The following is a 14,758-nucleotide window of genomic DNA, read 5'->3' on the forward strand; positions in this document are numbered from 1 at the left end:
ATATTTGTACAGTATATTACGCCGCCCGGGTGCCGAATTCAAGCGCGCACGTACGCTGCCTGTTGTGAAACAAACCCATCGAAGGCGTCCAGCAGCGCCCCGTAGCGCGCGCCATCGCCTTCGAGCTGGCCCAGCGCCTGCGCCGCCGCTTCCAGGCTCGACAGCTGGTGCGGTGCATGCGCCTTGCGGATGCGGTAGTTGGACGGCGCCACGTCGGTCAGCGCCAGCCGCGGCAGCTTCTGCAGCGCCGGATTCAGGTACAGCATCTTGCGGCTCTTGCGCCAGGTGGCGTCGAGCACCACCAGGCGCAGCAAGGACGCGGGCAACGCAGGAAACGGCAGTGGCAGGCTCGGGTCGTCCGGCGTGTGCGGATACAGCAGCACCGGCGTGCGTCCGCCGGCATGCAGCAGGCCGTCCAGCGCGTCCGCATCGAACGCTTCACCGACCGCCAGCTCGCTGCCCGCCACGCTCAGGTGCAGCAGCCGCCCGCTGTTCTTGGCGTTGCCGACCTCGAGCGGATGGAGCAGGACCAGCAGCGCGGCCTGGGGCGCGACCGGCGCGATCCAGCGGCAGATGCAGGCCGACTGCGCGCGCAGGCACATGGCGCAAACCGCACGTTTCGCGACGACTGCACTCACTGCGCCGGCGTCCATCCACCGCCCAGCGCCCGGTACAGGTCGACGTGGGCCGCCAGCAGGCTGGTGCGCAGCTGCAGCGCATTCAGGTCGGCGTTGAAGGCCGTGCGCTGCGCGTCGAGCTCCTCCAGATAGGAAGCGTAACCGTTGCGATAGCGGTTGCCCGCCACCCGCAGCACCTCGCCCGCCGCCCGGCGCCGCGCCTCGGCCTCCACCAGCTGCCGTTGCAAGCCGTCGATCGAGGCCAGCGCATTGTCCGTTTCGGCGAACGCGGTGCGCACCACGGTCTCGTAGGTGTACACCGCGCGGTCGCGCACCGTGCCCGCGATCTCGGCCTGCGCGCGCAGCCGGCCGGCGTCGAACAGCGGCGCCAGCACGCTGCCGCCGATGCTCCACAATTCGGTCGGAGAGCGCAGCAGCTGCGACAGGCTGTGTCCCTGCGCGCCCAGCGAAGCCGTCAGGCGGATCGACGGCAGCAGCGCATCGCGCGCCACCGCCAGGCTGGCGTCGCTGGCGGCCACCAGGCGCTCGGCCTGGGCGATGTCGGGACGCCGGCGCAGCAGTTCCGACGGCAGCCCCGGCGCCGGCCGCGGTTCGTGCAATGCCTTGAGTTCGGCGCCGCGCGCCACCGGGCCGGGACTGGCGCCGAGCAGCACGTTCAGCGCCTGCTCCTGCAGCGCGATCTGGCGCTCCAGCTGCGGCACGGTGGCGGCGGTCGAGTGCAGCTCGGCCTCGGCCTGCGACATCTCCAGGCGCGAGCTGTAGCCGACCTCGAACTGGTGGCGCGCCAGTTCGAACGAGCGCTCGCGCGATTCCAGCGTCGCGCGCGCCAGCGCCAGCTGGGCGTCCAGGCCGAGCAGGTTCAGGTAGCCGGACGCCGTGTTCGCGGCCACCGCCAGCGCCGCGGCTTCCAATGCCGCTTCCTGCGACAGCGACTCGAAGCGCGCCGCCTCCACGCTGCCGGCGATGCGGCCGAACAGGTCCAGCTCATAGCTGGCCTGCACCGCGCCGACCACCGAGGTGGTCTCGACCGGGTCGCCGAACGGGCCGATCGTGCGCGCGCGCGTCGGTCCCAGCGACAGGTTCAGTGCCGGCAGCCGCGCGCTGTCGGCCACGCGGATGCGCGCCTGGTATTCCTGCAGACGCGACCTGGCGATCTTCAGGTCGCCGTTATTGTCGAGCGCGCGCCGCACCAGGGAGTCGAGCACCGGATCGCCGAAGGCGCGCCACCAGTCGCGCTCGATGGCCGCGTTGGCGCCATCGCTCGCGGTGCGCCAGGCCGGCGGCACGGTGAGCGACGGTTCTGGCGCCGGCTGCGGCGCCATCGCGCAGGCCGACAGCAGCCACGGCAGCGCCGCCAGGACGAGACCACGCCGGCTCACCGCGCGGCTCCGACTTGCGCCGTATCGATCGTGGTCACCACCGACATGCCCGGCCGCAGGCGCGCGGCCAGCGGCTGGTTCGGATCGATGCTGATCCGCACCGGAATCCGTTGGGCGATCTTGACGAAGTTGCCGGTGGCGTTGTCCGGCGCGATCACCGAGAACTCCGAGCCGGTCGCCGGCGAGATGCGTTCGACGTGGCCGCGCAGCCGCGCATTGCCCAGCGCGTCGACGCTGAAGGTCACCGGCTGGCCGACGGCCACGTTGGCCATCTGCGTTTCCTTCATGTTGGCGATGACCCACATCGTGTCCGGCACCAGGGCCGTGAGCTGGGCGCCGGCATTGACGAACGCCCCCAGGCGCACCGTCACCTGGCCCAGTTGGCCGTCGCGCGGCGCGGTGATGCGGGTGTTGGCCAGGTCGATCTCGGCCAGCTTCACCGCGGCTTCGGCATTGGCGACCGCCGCCTCGAGCGCGGCGCGGTTGACGTCGACCGAGCGCAAGTTCTGGCGCGCGATCTCGATCGCGGCGCGCGACTGGTCGCGGCTGGCGCTGGCCTGGGCCTGCGTCGCGCGCGCGGCGTCGAGTTCGCGCGCCGACAGCGAACCGTCGGCGGCCAGCTGTTCCACGCGGCGCAGGTCGGCCTGGGCACGCCGGGCCTGCGCCTCGTTCGACGCCAGCAGCGCCTGGTTCTGGGCGATGGTGGCGCGCGCGCTCGACTGGCTCTGGGCGAAATTGGCGAGCGCCGCCTGGCGGTTGGCCAGTTCGGCGCGTGCCTGCGCCAGGCGCTGGGTGGGAATGCGCTCGTCGATGCGCATCAGCAGTTCGCCCTGTTTGACGTGCTGGAAATCCTGCACCCGCACCTCGACCACGTAGCCGCTCAGCTGCGGACTGATGATCGTCACCTGGCCGCGCACCAGCGCATTCTCGGTGCTCTGCAGGGTGCTGCGAAACGGCGGCAGGTTCCAGGCATACAGCACGATCAACACGCCGACGATGGCGATGGCGCCGAACGCGAGTGCGCTCAGCAGGATGCGTCTGGAACGGTTTGGTACGGTCGATGGTTCTGGCATATCAGTCGGTCACGGGGTCGGGTGGTGGTGGGGTTCCCGGCTTGGGCGCAGGGGTCGGCACGGCTTGCACGGCCGGGAAGCAGTGCAGCCACACGGCATGCAGGAAGATCCAGGCCGCGCTTGCGGCAGCCAGGGCGGCCAGCACCAGGAACACGTCGTTGTAGGCGAGGATATTGGCTTCGCGGGTCGCGGTCGCCGACAGCGATTGCAGGCTCTGGCGCGTCGCGGCGGCGGGGTCGGCCAGCAGGCGCCCGGCCGCGGCGGCGCCGGACTGGATGCGGCTGGCCACCAGCGGATCCAGGCTCGAGAGGCCCTCGACGATCAGCGAGGAATGGTATTTTTCGCGGATCACCTGGAAGGTGCCCACCAGGCTCGAACCAAGCAGGCTGCCCAGGTTCTGCGTGAGGCCGAACAGCACCGAAAAGCTGATCAGGTTCTGCGGATTGGGGATCACGGCGCCGAGCAGCGACACCACCAGGGGGCCGAGGAACAGCGTGCCGCCGAAGGCGAGCAGGCTCTGGCTCAGGTACATCTGCTCGGGCCGGGTCTGGTTGCTGGCATGGGCATCGATCCAGGCGCCCAGCGCCATGCACAACAGCGCGATCACCTGCGGCGCCACCAGGTGCTTGACGTTGATGGTGAGCGCCGACACCACGATCCCGGCCACCGTGGCGGCCAGCACGATCGCGTACAGGGTCTGCAGCTGGTCGTTGTCCAGGCCCACGGCGCGCAGGAAGCCGACCGCGCCCACGCTCTGCTCCGACAGCACGATGCGCACCAGCAGCATCGACAGCGCCAGGCGCGCGATATTGCCGCTGGCCAGCCAGCGCAGGTTCAGCAGCGGATTGACGCGATTGTGCTCGACGCATAGCGCGGCCGCCAGCAGCAGGATCGCGCCGGCCAGCGCCATCCCGATCCAGGCGCGCTCGAACCACCACTCCACCCGGCCGAAGCTGATCGCCGCGCACAGCAGCGCCATGCCCGGCGCAAACAGCGCGAAGGTGACGAAGTCGGTCGGCCGGAAGGCCTTGATGTAATCGCCCGGCGGCAGCTTGAGCAGCAGCACGGCGCCGAGCGACACCAGGGCCAGGCCCAGCTCGAACAGGTACAGGCCGCGCCATTCGGCGATCTGCAGCAGGTCGTTGGAAAAGATGTAGGCCAGCGGCAGCGCCAGCTGGGCCGCGCCCATCGCCAGCGCCACCCCGCGCAGGCGCCACTCCTTCTTGAACCCTTGCAGGATGTAGTACAGGCCGAGCGGCGACACCGCCGCCGCCAGCATGCCGTGGGCGGCGCGCACCGCGATCGCCGAAGCGAGGTCGCCCGCGAACAGGTGGGCGAAGGTCACCAGCGCATACAGCACCAGGAAGATCTCGGTGAACAGGCGCAGGCCGAACTGTTGCCGGAATTTCACCAGCAGCAGGTTCATCGAGGCGTTGGCCATCACGTAGGCGGCCGGCAACCAGGTGGTTTCGGTGGAATAGGCGCCCAGCACGCCCTGCAGGTGAACCAGGTTGACGGTCACCAGCGCATTGCCGAGACCGCCCGTAATCGTGATCAGGATGCCGACGAACAGGTAGGCGAAGCGCAGTGGGGTCGGATGTGCCGGCGTGGACGGCGAGCCGGGCATCATCGGCCTTTCGTCGGGTGCCCACTCGCGCGGCGCATACTTGCTCATGCGTAATTTCCCTTACCACTCATAGGGAGGCGATGATACTCCTTTGTAAAAAAACGCGTCGGATGTCACTTTCGCCACACACAAAAATATACCTGTCGATCTGGTCAACCGGATATTGCTCTCAAGATTTACTCGTCCTAGACTCGGGTTTATGCCGTAAGGAAATTGTTCCGTATGGCAGCATTACCAGAGTCATCCATGTCGAGAACACCGTCCATCCGCACCCTGATCTCCACTTCGATTGCCGTGCTGGCCATGCTGCCAGCCGTGGCGCACCTGCAGGAACTGCCGGCTGCCGCCCCTGCCCAGCTCGATTACCGCATGAACGAGCACGTCGTTCAGGTCCCGGCCGGCGATGGCGGCGTCACACTCGAGACCACCGTGTTCCAGCCGGACGGTCCCGGTCCTTTCCCGCTGATCGTCATCAACCATGGCAAGGATCCCGGCCGCCCCAGCCTGCAGCCGCGTGACCGCTTCTATTACATGGCCAGCGCCTTCGTGAAGCGCGGCTATGCGGTGATGGTGCCGATGCGCCAGGGCTTTTCGAAGTCGGGCGGCCGCTACCGCGACCATGGCTGCGACATGACGGCCAACGGCTATACGCAAGCCGAAGACATCCGCTCGACCCTCGACTATGCGCGCCGCCAGCCCTGGGTCGACGGCGAGCGCATGGTGGTGGCCGGCCAGTCGTATGGCGGCCTGGCCACGATCGCCCTCGGCACCGAAGACTTGCCGGGCGTGCGCGGCCTGATCAATTTCGCCGGCGGCCTGCGCGACGACAGCGACCGCTGCGCCTGGCGCTCGCAGCTGGTGTCGGCCTTCGCCGAATACGGCGCCAGGGCCAAGGTGCCGAGCCTGTGGATGTATGGCCAGAACGACTCGCTGTTCGGCCCGGAACTGGCGGGACGCATGCATGCCTCTTACGTCCAGGCCGGCGGCCGCGGGCGCCTGGTGGAATTCCCGTCGTTCAAGCGCGATGCGCACGGCATGCTGGCCAGCCGCGACGGCGAGAAGGTGTGGCTGCAAGATACGGAACGGTTCCTGAAAGAGATCGGCATGCCGACCGCGGTCGTGGTCGACGTCCCGCCTCCGCCGAGCCAGCCGCGCACCGATTACGCCGGGGTCGACGACGTCGACGCCGTGCCCTTCCTGTCCGAGCACGGCCGCCGCGCCTACCGTGACTACCTGACCAAGATGACGCCGCGCGCCTTCGCCGTGTCGCCGAGCGGCGGCTGGACCTGGGCCGAGGAAGGCGAAGACCCGGAAGGCCGCGCGCTGGCCACCTGCTCGGCCAAGAGCAAGGACCCGTGCCGCCTGTACTCGGTCGACGACTACGTGGTGTGGACCGACGGCCGCCTGGAGCAGGCCGAGAAGGCTGCCGCCACCGCATCGACCGCGCCGGCGCCGGGCGCCACGCCGGCGACGGCGGTCTCGGAGCCGACCACCTCGGTCGGCAGCACCACGGTGCGCTGACCATGTGAGTAATAAACACAGGGAATATGACACGGCATTGTCAAGCGGCATGCGCATGTTTCCTTGCGTGAAGTTTAATTCCTTCGCCGCGGGTCGACACAGCGCAAACCCGACCGTCGTCCTACCTCCGACAATGTGCTTGACGCATTTATCGGAGAAGCCAGATGGTTCGATTCGCTCGCGCCTGCGCCGCCCTGCTGGTTGCGCTGGGCATGTTCGCCGCTCCCGCCTGCAGCGCGGCGAATAACTATCCCGTCATCCTCGTCCACGGCTTCCTCGGCTTCGGACCCGAGGAATTCCAGCACAGCGGCTTCAATTACTGGGGCGGCTATGGCGACATCGCCTCGCAGATGCAGATCTACCGCGGTCCACGCGCCGTGTTCGCCGCGGCGGTCGGCCCGATCTCGTCCAACTGGGACCGCGCGGCCGACCTGTATGCCCAGATCAAGGGCGGCTGCGTCGACTATGGCAAGGCCCATGTGCGCGACCACGGCTTGCCCGGCCAGGTGCAAAAGCCGCCCGGCAAATGCTGGGCCGCCGACCCGCGCAACAACCCGCAAGACTATCCGCTGGCCCTGTACCCGGCCTGGGACCAGGACCACCCGATCCACATGATCGGGCACAGCCAGGGCGGCACCACGATCCGGGCGCTGATCGAGCTGCTCGAACACGGCTCGCCGCAAGACGAAGGCGACGGCGAACTGTTCAAGGGCGGCAAGGTCGGCTGGATCCGCAGCGTGACCACGATCTCGGCGCCGCACAACGGCACCACCCTCACCGATGCCGTGTTCAACATCCTGCCGGGCATCCGCCTGCCGCTGCGCGACGTGCTCGGGCACCGGGTGGCGGGCTGGGAACTGGCGCCGGACGGGGCGCGCGAATTCAATCTATGGGCGCGCACCTCGCCGCACATCTATTATTTTTCGGTCGGCACGGTAGCCACCGAGGGCGGCGCCTGGTGCTGCAACGGCACCGACCGCGTGGTCGCCCCGGTCCAGACCACGCTGTTCCAGTATGCGCGCGCCGACATGATCCCCTATTTCAAATCCTTTGCCGGCGAGTGGATCGTGCCTTCGGTGGCGCAGCGCGGCATGGGAAGCTATACCCTCGACCTGCCCAACCGCGTGAAGATCGACAGCGACTGGTTCTCGAACGATGGCGTGGTCAACACGATCAGCATGCGCTCGCCGAACGGCCACCCGGCGCGCGACTACGACGGCACGGCCGTGCGCGGGGCCTGGAATTTCCTCGGCAACTACAAGGGCTACGACCACTTCGACATCCTGAACTGGCCCAACCAGGGGCCGTCGGCCGACAAGCTCTATGAGCAGATCAGCGACATCATCTTCGCCCTGTAAGTTGGAGAATTCAGGCGAGGCTCTCGATGCGCACGATGTGCACCCGGTCGGGCTGGTCGACCAGCATGCACACCTTGCCGCTGCGCTTGCAGTGATCCTGCACGCGCCAGTAGTCGCCATGGCTCAGGCAACCGGTCTGGCAGATCACCAGGTCGGCCGCTTCCAGGCTGGCTTCGAGGCTGGCGTCGAGTGCGCGCGGCAAGGCGTCGTCGGCCCGCGCAGCATGACCGGCCAGTTCGCCTGCATGCAGCCGGCGCGTCAGCTCGTGCACGCGCGCCTGCAAGGCCTCGACCTGGCGGCCCATGGCGGCGCGCCGCTTCAGGCCAGGCGCCGCTTGCTCGAGCGCGGCGCGGTCTTCGCGTTCCCAGGCCAGCGCGCTGAGGCTGCGGATCGCCGCCGCGCGCGTGCGCATTAGCTCGGCATCGAGCCGTCGGATGCGCTCGGCCTGCTCGTGCAACAGGGCCGTGCAGCGCGCCTGGAGTTGGGCATGGGCGCGCAACAGCGTCCCATGCTCGCATAGCAGTCGATCGACGTCCCGTTCGGCCAGCATCGGCACCCCCTGTGAAGAACCACGGCGCACCGCGCGCCGTAGGCGCCATATTAAATGAGAATGATTCTCATTTCAATGCAAACGCTTCGCCAGGCGCCTAGTGCGCGCTGCGCAGGCTCCTGGCCAGGTCCGACAGCCGGTACGGCTTGCTGACGAAGGCGAATTCGCCCAGCCGCGAGCGGTCGAGCTTCAATGCCGGCTGCGGATAGCCCGAGGCCAGCATCACCTTCACGTTCGGGTAGTTGTTGCGCGTGTAGGCGGCCAGCTCGATGCCGTTCATCCCGTTCGGCATCACGACGTCGGTAAACAGGATGTCGACGTCGCGGCTGGCCAGCAGGTTCAGGGCGTCGCTGCCGCTGGCGGCGGTCATCACGTCGTAGCCCATGCTCAGGAACAGCGAGGAGGCGACGTCCAGCAGGTCGGGCTCGTCCTCGACGATCAGCACGGTCTCGGCCTCGATCTGCGCCAGGTCGTGCGCGTGCGAGGTCACGGCCGGCAGCCAGATGACGATGCTGGTGCCCTCGCCCACCGTGCTCTCGATGGTCACCTCGCCGCCCGACTGCTTGATGAAGCCGTACACCTGCGACAGGCCGAGGCCCGTGCCCTTGCCCACTTCCTTGGTGGTGAAGAAGGGTTCGAAGGCGCGCGCGATGGTCTCCGGCGTCATGCCGGTGCCGGTGTCGCTCACGCTCAGGCGCAGCCAGGGGCCGGCCGCCAGCGCCGCGTGTTCGCCCTCGGCCAGCACCACGCCCGCGGTCTCGACCACGATGCGCCCGCCGCCCGGCATGGCGTCGCGCGCATTGACCACCAGGTTCAGCACCGCCGACTCCAGCCGCGCGGCGTCGATCACGGCGTTCGGCGCCTTGGGATCGAGCTTGAGCACGAAGTTGATCGACGAATTGGCGGCTCGCCGCAGCACCGATTCGAAGCCGCTGATGATGCGGTTGACGTTGCGCGTCTCGGGTTCGAGCGGCTGCTGGCGCGCGAAGGCCAGCAGTTGCTGGGTCAGCGTGGCGCCGCGGTCGATCGCGCGCCGCATGCTGTCGAGCGTCTTGGCGTCGCCGCCCGGGCTGCGCTGCATGCTCAGCACCTCGAGGCCGCTCGAGATCACCGACAGCAGGTTGTTGAAGTCGTGCGCGATGCCGCCTGTGAGCTGGCCGATCGACTCCATCTTCTGGGCCTGGAACAGCGCCGCCTGGGCCTTGTCCAGCGCCTCGGCCGCCGCCTTCTTCTCGGTCAGGTCGCGCGTGATCTTGGCATAGCCCAGCAACCGCCCGTCGTCGCCGCGGATGGCGTCGATGACGACGTTGGCCCAGAACCGGGTGCCGTCCTTGCGCACGCGCCAGCCCTCGGCCTCGTAGCGGCCGACGTCGCCGGCCGCCGTCAGCGCGCGCGCCGGCAGGCCGCGCAGGCGGTCTTCGTCGGTGTAGAACAGCGAGAAGTGGTGGCCGACGATGTCGTCCTGGCTGTAGCCCTTGATGCGCTGGGCGCCCAGGTTCCAGTTCGACACCACGCCCTCGGGCGTGAGCATGTAGATCGCATAGTCGGTCACGCCCTGCACCAGCAGGCGGAAGCGCTGCTCGCTCTCGCGCAGCAGGTCCTCGGCCTGCTTCTTCTCGGTGACGTCGCGCGTGATCTTGGCAAAGCCGATCAGCTCGCCGCGGTCGTCGCGGATCGGGTCGATCACCACGTGGGCCCAGAAGCGACCGCCGTCCTTGCGCACGCGCCAGCCTTCGGATTCGTAGCGGCCGTGGGCCAGGGCATGGGCCAGCGCCTGCGCCGGCAGGCCGCTGGCGCGGTCCTCGGGCGTGTAGAAACGGGAGAAATGCTGCTGCAGGATCTCGTGCTCGAGGTAGCCCTTGAAACGCTGTGCACCGGCATTCCAGCTGTTGACGTATCCCTGCGGATCGAGCATGTAGATCGCGTAATCGCTGATGCCCGCGATCAGGTACTGAAAACGCTGCTCGTCGGTTAACGGCTGCTTGACGGGTAGTGAGGTGTCCATGGGCAGTGCGACTTCCTGTCTGCTGAGTCCGGTAAAGTGGCCTATGATACATCTGCTTTGCCACAATATGCCACGCAACTGTATGTGCATTAGCAACAATATAGGGTATCAATATGTAACACCTGCGATAACACAAAGCCCAGTAAATCGCGAAATGTGACAAGCAGTATAGAAATTGCAGCAAGCTTTCACGCTACAATAGAGACTCGTTTCTCCCGCTCGTCAGCACACCGCATCATGACCCAGCCACTCCCCGACCATCTCGACATCGCCGGCTGCGACAAGGAACCCATCCGCACGCCCGGGAGCATCCAGCCGCATGGCTTCATGCTGACCCTGTCGCCTGCGCTCGAGGTGTTGCAGGCCAGCGCCAACCTCGCCCACTGGAGCGGCGTCGACGTGCAGGCAGTGCTCGGCCGGCCGCTGGCCGAGGCAATCGGCGAGGCGGCCAGCGAACGTCTGGCGCTGGAGCTGGGCAGCGGCACCCTGGGCCAGCGTCCTGGCTACCTCGGCACCGTCACGCTGGCCAACGGCCGCCATTTCGACGTGCTGGGGCATGCCTGGGACGGGTTGATCATCGCCGAATTCGAAACCGTCGAGCGCGCCCAGCCGGCCGAGTTCCGCCACCTGTATCCATTGATCACCGATTTCCTGGCGCGGGTCAACGAGCACGCCTCGATTCCCGCCCTGTCCGACCTGGCGGCGCGCCATGTGCGCTCGGTGACCGGCTACGGCCGCGTGATGGTCTACCAGTTCGACCCCAGCGGCCATGGCCGCGTGGTGGCCGAGTCGAAGGCGCCCGATTACGATTCCTACCTGGGGCAGTCGTTCCCGGCCAGCGACATCCCGGCCCAGGCGCGCGAGCTGTACACCTTGTCGCCGATCCGCCTGATCCAGGATGCGAACTACGAAGCTGCACCGCTGGTCCCGGGCGCCAATCCGGTCACCGGCAGCCGCAACGACCTGTCGTTCGCCGCCCTGCGCAGCGTCTCGCCGGTGCACCTGCAGTACATGCGCAATATGGGCACGCTGGCCTCGATGTCGGTGTCGCTGATCGTCAAGGGCAAGCTGTGGGGCCTGATCTCCTGCCACAACGCCGAACCCTGCCCGGTGTCGGTCGAGAAGCGCACCGCCTGCGAGCAGCTGGGCCAGATCCTGTCGCTGTGCATCGAGACGCGCGAGGATGGCGCCGAGCTGCAGTTCCGCCTCGACGTGCGCCGCATCATGGTCGAGATGCTGGGCCACCTGACCAAGGGCGCCGACTTCCTCGACAACCTGAGCGGCGTGTTCCCCGAGCTGCTGCGCTTCGCCCGCGCCGGCGGCGTGGCGGTGGTGGTCGACGACCGCATCCTCACCTATGGCGACACGCCTGACGACACAGCGATCCGCGCACTGTCGACCTGGCTCGCCGTGCACGGCCATACCGAGCTGTTCCACACGAACCACCTGGCCGGCGCGTACCGGCCCGCGAGCGCGCTGACGGGCGTCGCCAGCGGCCTGCTGGCGCTGCCGATCTCGCGCATCCACCAGCACTACCTGCTGTGGTTCCGCCCGGAACTGGTGCAGACCGTGGAATGGGCCGGCAATCCCCATGAAAAGCAGGCGCCGCCTGACGCTCCCACCCAACTGTCGCCGCGCCAGAGCTTTGCCGCCTGGCGCGAAACCATCCACGGCCACAGCCTGCCCTGGCACGCGGCCGAGATCGAGCTGGCGATCGAGTTTCGCAGCGCCTTGCTCGGCATTGCGCTCGAGCGCGCCGAGCAGATGGCCGAACTGGCCGAGGAACTGACGCGGGCCAACAAGGAACTCGAGGCGTTCTCGTATTCGGTCTCGCACGACCTGCGCGCGCCACTGCGCCACATCGTCGGCTTCTCCGACCTGCTGATCGAAGCGGCCGGCAGCGAGGACGCCGCCATGCGCGAGCGTTTTTTGAAGAACATCAAGCAGTCGGCCCGCCTGGCCGGCAAGCTGGTCGACGACCTGCTGTCGTTCTCGCAGATGGGCCGCGCGGCCCTGCGCCCGACCCAGGTCGACATGACCGAACTGGTCTCGGGCTGCATCGACAAGCTGGACCTGGAAATCGGCCAGCGCAAGATCGACTGGCACATCGACCGCCTGCCGACGGTGTGCGCCGACCCGAGCTTTTTGCACCTGGCGATGTTCAACCTGCTGTCGAACGCGGTCAAGTTCACCGGCGCGCGCGAGCAGGCCGTGATCCGCGTCTGGCACGAGGACGCCGGCCACGACTTCGTGTTCCACGTGGCCGACAACGGGGCCGGCTTCAATATGGACTACGTGCACAAGCTGTTCGGCGTGTTCCAGCGCCTGCACCGCATGGAAGACTTCCAGGGCACCGGCATCGGCCTGGCTAACGTGCGGCGCATCGTCGAGCGCCATAACGGCCGCGTCTGGGCCAACTCGATACCCGGCGAAGGGGCAACGTTCTCCTTCAGCCTTCCAAAACAAGACTCATCCAACTAAGGCGATTTCCCATGCTCAAGCCCATTCTCCTGGTGGAAGACAATCCCCACGACCTGGAGCTGACGCTCATCGCGCTATCGAAAAGCCAGCTGGCCAACGAAGTCGTGGTGGTGCGCGACGGCGCCGAAGCGCTCGATTACCTGCACCGGCGCGGCGAGTTCGCCGAGCGCCAGCAGGGCAGTCCGGCCGTGATCCTGCTCGACCTCAAGCTGCCCAAGGTCGACGGGCTCGAGGTGCTCAAGGAAATCCGCAACAGCGAGGGGCTCAAGTCGGTTCCGGTGGTGATGCTGACCTCGTCCAAGGAAGAACAGGATGTGGTGCGCAGCTACCAGTTGGGCGTCAACGCCTACGTGGTCAAGCCGGTGGACTTCAACGAGTTCGTGCGCGCGATCGGCGACCTCGGCATCTTCTGGGCGGTGCTGAACGAACCGCCGCCGGGCTCGCGCCGCTACATCAAGCCGAAGTGAGTCGGCGCTGACGACCGGTTCGCGGCGCGCTTCGCGCGCCGCAGCAGGTGACGGATGCGCGCGCTGAGCGCGTCCGGGTGGTAGGGTTTCTGCAGCAGGTGGACCGACGAATCCAGCTTGCCTTCATGCGCCAGCACGCCCTCGGCATAGCCCGAGGTGTACAGCACCTGGCATTCCGGCAGGTGGCGGCGCACGATCTCGCCCAGCTGCAGGCTGCTGACCGGCCCCGGCATGATCACGTCGGTGAATACCAGGTCGACATGGCGGCCACTCTCGACGATGGCGGCCGCCTCGGCCGCATCGCCGGCTTCCAGCACCTCGTAGCCCAGCGCCGACAGGATGCCGCAGGTCGACGAGCGCACCTCTTCTTCGTCCTCGACCACGAGGATGGTCTCCAGCCCGCCGGCCAGCGGCAGGTGCGACGCGTGCTCCTCGCTCGCCGCAGGCGCAGAACTGCTGCGCGGCAGGTAGATGCGCACGCTGCTGCCCTTGCCCTCCTCGCTGCGCAGCACGATCTCGCCGCCCGACTGCTTCACGAAACCGTAGGCCATCGACAGGCCCAGGCCCGTTCCCTGCCCCGTCGGCTTGGTGGTGAAAAAGGGCTCGAAGGCGCGCCGCAGCACATCGGGCGGCATGCCCTTGCCGGTGTCGGCGATCTCGAGCATCACGTAGTCGCCCTCCGGCACCTCGGCCGGCAGCTCGTCGTCGGCGCCGATGTTGGCCCCGCGGATGGTGAGCGTGCCGCCATCGGGCATGGCGTCGCGCGCATTGATGACCAGGTTCAGCAGCACGTTGTTGAGCTGGTTGGGGTCGATCATGGTGCTGCCGAGGCCATGCGCGATCTCGGTGCGCACCAGGGTGCTGGCGCCGAGCACGCGGCGCGCCATATCGTCCATCTCGCGCAGCAGGTGACCGGGATCGATCACCACCGATTGCAGCGGCTGGCGGCGCGCGAAGGCAAGCAGGTGCGCGGCCAGCTTGGCGCCGCGCTCGACGCCCGACAGCGCCGTCTCGACCCGCGCCCGCGCTGCGTCGTTCAGGTTGCCGACCAGCTTGAGCAGCTGCAGGTTGCCGCCGATGATCTGCAGCACGTTGTTGAAATCGTGGGCCACGCCGCCGGTGAGCTGGCCGATCGCTTCCATCTTCTGCGCCTGCTGCAGGGCCGACTGGCTGGCGGCCAGCTCTTCCTGGCTGCGGCGCAGCGAAGCGAACGCCTGGTCGCGCTCGCGCCGCGCGATACAGGCGCCGCTGTGGTGGCGCACGCGCGCCACCAGCTCGCGCGGATCGGGCCACTTGACCATGTAGTCGCTGGCGCCGACGGCGAAGGCCTTGGCCTTGATGTCGGGATCGTCCTCGGACGAGAGCAGGATGACCGGGATGTCTTCGGTGTCGCGATGGGCGCGCAGCCGGGCGATCACGGCGAAGCCGTCGAGGCCGCCGGGCATGCGCAGGTCGACCAGCACCACGGTCGCGTCGATCTGCCGCGCCACCTCGACGGCGCGCTCCGGGCTGGATTCGTACATCAGCTGGTGATTGGCACAACCCTTGAGGCCGTGGGCGATGATGTCCTGGGCAAACGATTCATCGTCGATCAACAGCACGGAACAGCGGGTGGAGTCGTCCTCGATCATGCAACGGCGTCGCTTTCAGGGCTGGTGG

11 protein-coding genes are annotated in these 14,758 nt (G+C 67.8%); 4 read left to right on the forward strand and 7 right to left on the reverse strand.

Annotation, left to right across the window (positions count from 1 at the left end; all coding sequences use genetic code 11):
• Positions 1-38: 38 nt before the first annotated feature.
• The 4 genes from KY496_RS10275 to KY496_RS10290 are packed head-to-tail and all read right to left on the reverse strand — an operon-like array spanning position 39 to position 4,765.
• The gene (locus KY496_RS10275; protein WP_219864662.1) at positions 39-653 is read right to left on the reverse strand and encodes a tRNA-uridine aminocarboxypropyltransferase; all 615 of its coding nucleotides are present in this window, start codon (positions 651-653) and stop codon (positions 39-41) included.
• The gene (locus tag KY496_RS10280) at positions 635-2,017 is read right to left on the reverse strand and encodes an efflux transporter outer membrane subunit (protein WP_219864663.1); all 1,383 of its coding nucleotides are present in this window, start codon (positions 2,015-2,017) and stop codon (positions 635-637) included. Before KY496_RS10280 ends, KY496_RS10275 begins: the two co-directional genes overlap by 19 nt.
• Positions 2,014-3,090: an HlyD family secretion protein gene (locus KY496_RS10285; RefSeq protein WP_005666303.1), complete on the reverse strand. Its 1,077-nt coding sequence runs from the start codon at positions 3,088-3,090 to the stop codon at positions 2,014-2,016. Before KY496_RS10285 ends, KY496_RS10280 begins: the two co-directional genes overlap by 4 nt.
• A gap of 1 nt (position 3,091) precedes the next feature.
• Positions 3,092-4,765, reverse strand: coding sequence for an MFS transporter (locus tag KY496_RS10290; RefSeq protein WP_184239470.1), 1,674 nt, complete (start codon positions 4,763-4,765; stop codon positions 3,092-3,094).
• 198 nt (positions 4,766-4,963) lie between these two features.
• Between KY496_RS10290 and KY496_RS10295 the strand changes: the two genes are divergently transcribed.
• Both KY496_RS10295 and KY496_RS10300 read left to right on the forward strand, forming a co-directional pair.
• Positions 4,964-6,238, forward strand: a complete 1,275-nt coding sequence (locus KY496_RS10295; RefSeq protein ID WP_219864664.1) for a dienelactone hydrolase family protein — start codon at positions 4,964-4,966, stop codon at positions 6,236-6,238.
• A 164-nt stretch (positions 6,239-6,402) separates the two neighbouring features.
• Entirely contained in the window at positions 6,403-7,596 is a 1,194-nt protein-coding gene (locus tag KY496_RS10300) for a triacylglycerol lipase (RefSeq protein WP_005666300.1), read from the forward strand.
• A gap of 10 nt (positions 7,597-7,606) precedes the next feature.
• Here the strand turns inward: KY496_RS10300 and KY496_RS10305 are convergent, their stop codons facing one another.
• Positions 7,607-8,146 carry a DUF2325 domain-containing protein gene (locus KY496_RS10305; protein WP_184239474.1) on the reverse strand — a complete coding sequence of 180 codons (540 nt, stop codon included), beginning with the start codon at positions 8,144-8,146 and terminating at the stop codon, positions 7,607-7,609.
• Positions 8,147-8,243: 97 nt separating this feature from the next.
• A complete protein-coding gene (locus KY496_RS10310; protein WP_219864665.1) occupies positions 8,244-10,151 on the reverse strand; it encodes a PAS domain-containing sensor histidine kinase in 1,908 nt (635 codons plus the stop codon).
• A gap of 237 nt (positions 10,152-10,388) precedes the next feature.
• Between KY496_RS10310 and KY496_RS10315 the strand changes: the two genes are divergently transcribed.
• Both KY496_RS10315 and KY496_RS10320 read left to right on the forward strand, forming a co-directional pair.
• On the forward strand, positions 10,389-12,632 hold the full coding sequence (locus KY496_RS10315; RefSeq protein WP_219864666.1) for an ATP-binding protein: 2,244 nt from the start codon (positions 10,389-10,391) through the stop codon (positions 12,630-12,632).
• Between the two features lie 11 nt (positions 12,633-12,643).
• Positions 12,644-13,099, forward strand: a complete 456-nt coding sequence (locus KY496_RS10320; protein WP_219864667.1) for a response regulator — start codon at positions 12,644-12,646, stop codon at positions 13,097-13,099.
• Here KY496_RS10320 and KY496_RS10325 read toward each other — a convergent pair.
• Complete coding sequence (locus KY496_RS10325) at positions 13,081-14,730, reverse strand: response regulator (RefSeq protein ID WP_219864668.1); 1,650 nt, start codon at positions 14,728-14,730, stop codon at positions 13,081-13,083. The two genes, KY496_RS10320 and KY496_RS10325, sit on opposite strands and share 19 nt — an antisense overlap.
• Positions 14,731-14,758 lie beyond the last annotated feature (28 nt).

This window comes from Massilia sp. NP310 (assembly GCF_019443485.1).
Classification (GTDB): domain Bacteria; phylum Pseudomonadota; class Gammaproteobacteria; order Burkholderiales; family Burkholderiaceae_D; genus Telluria; species Telluria timonae.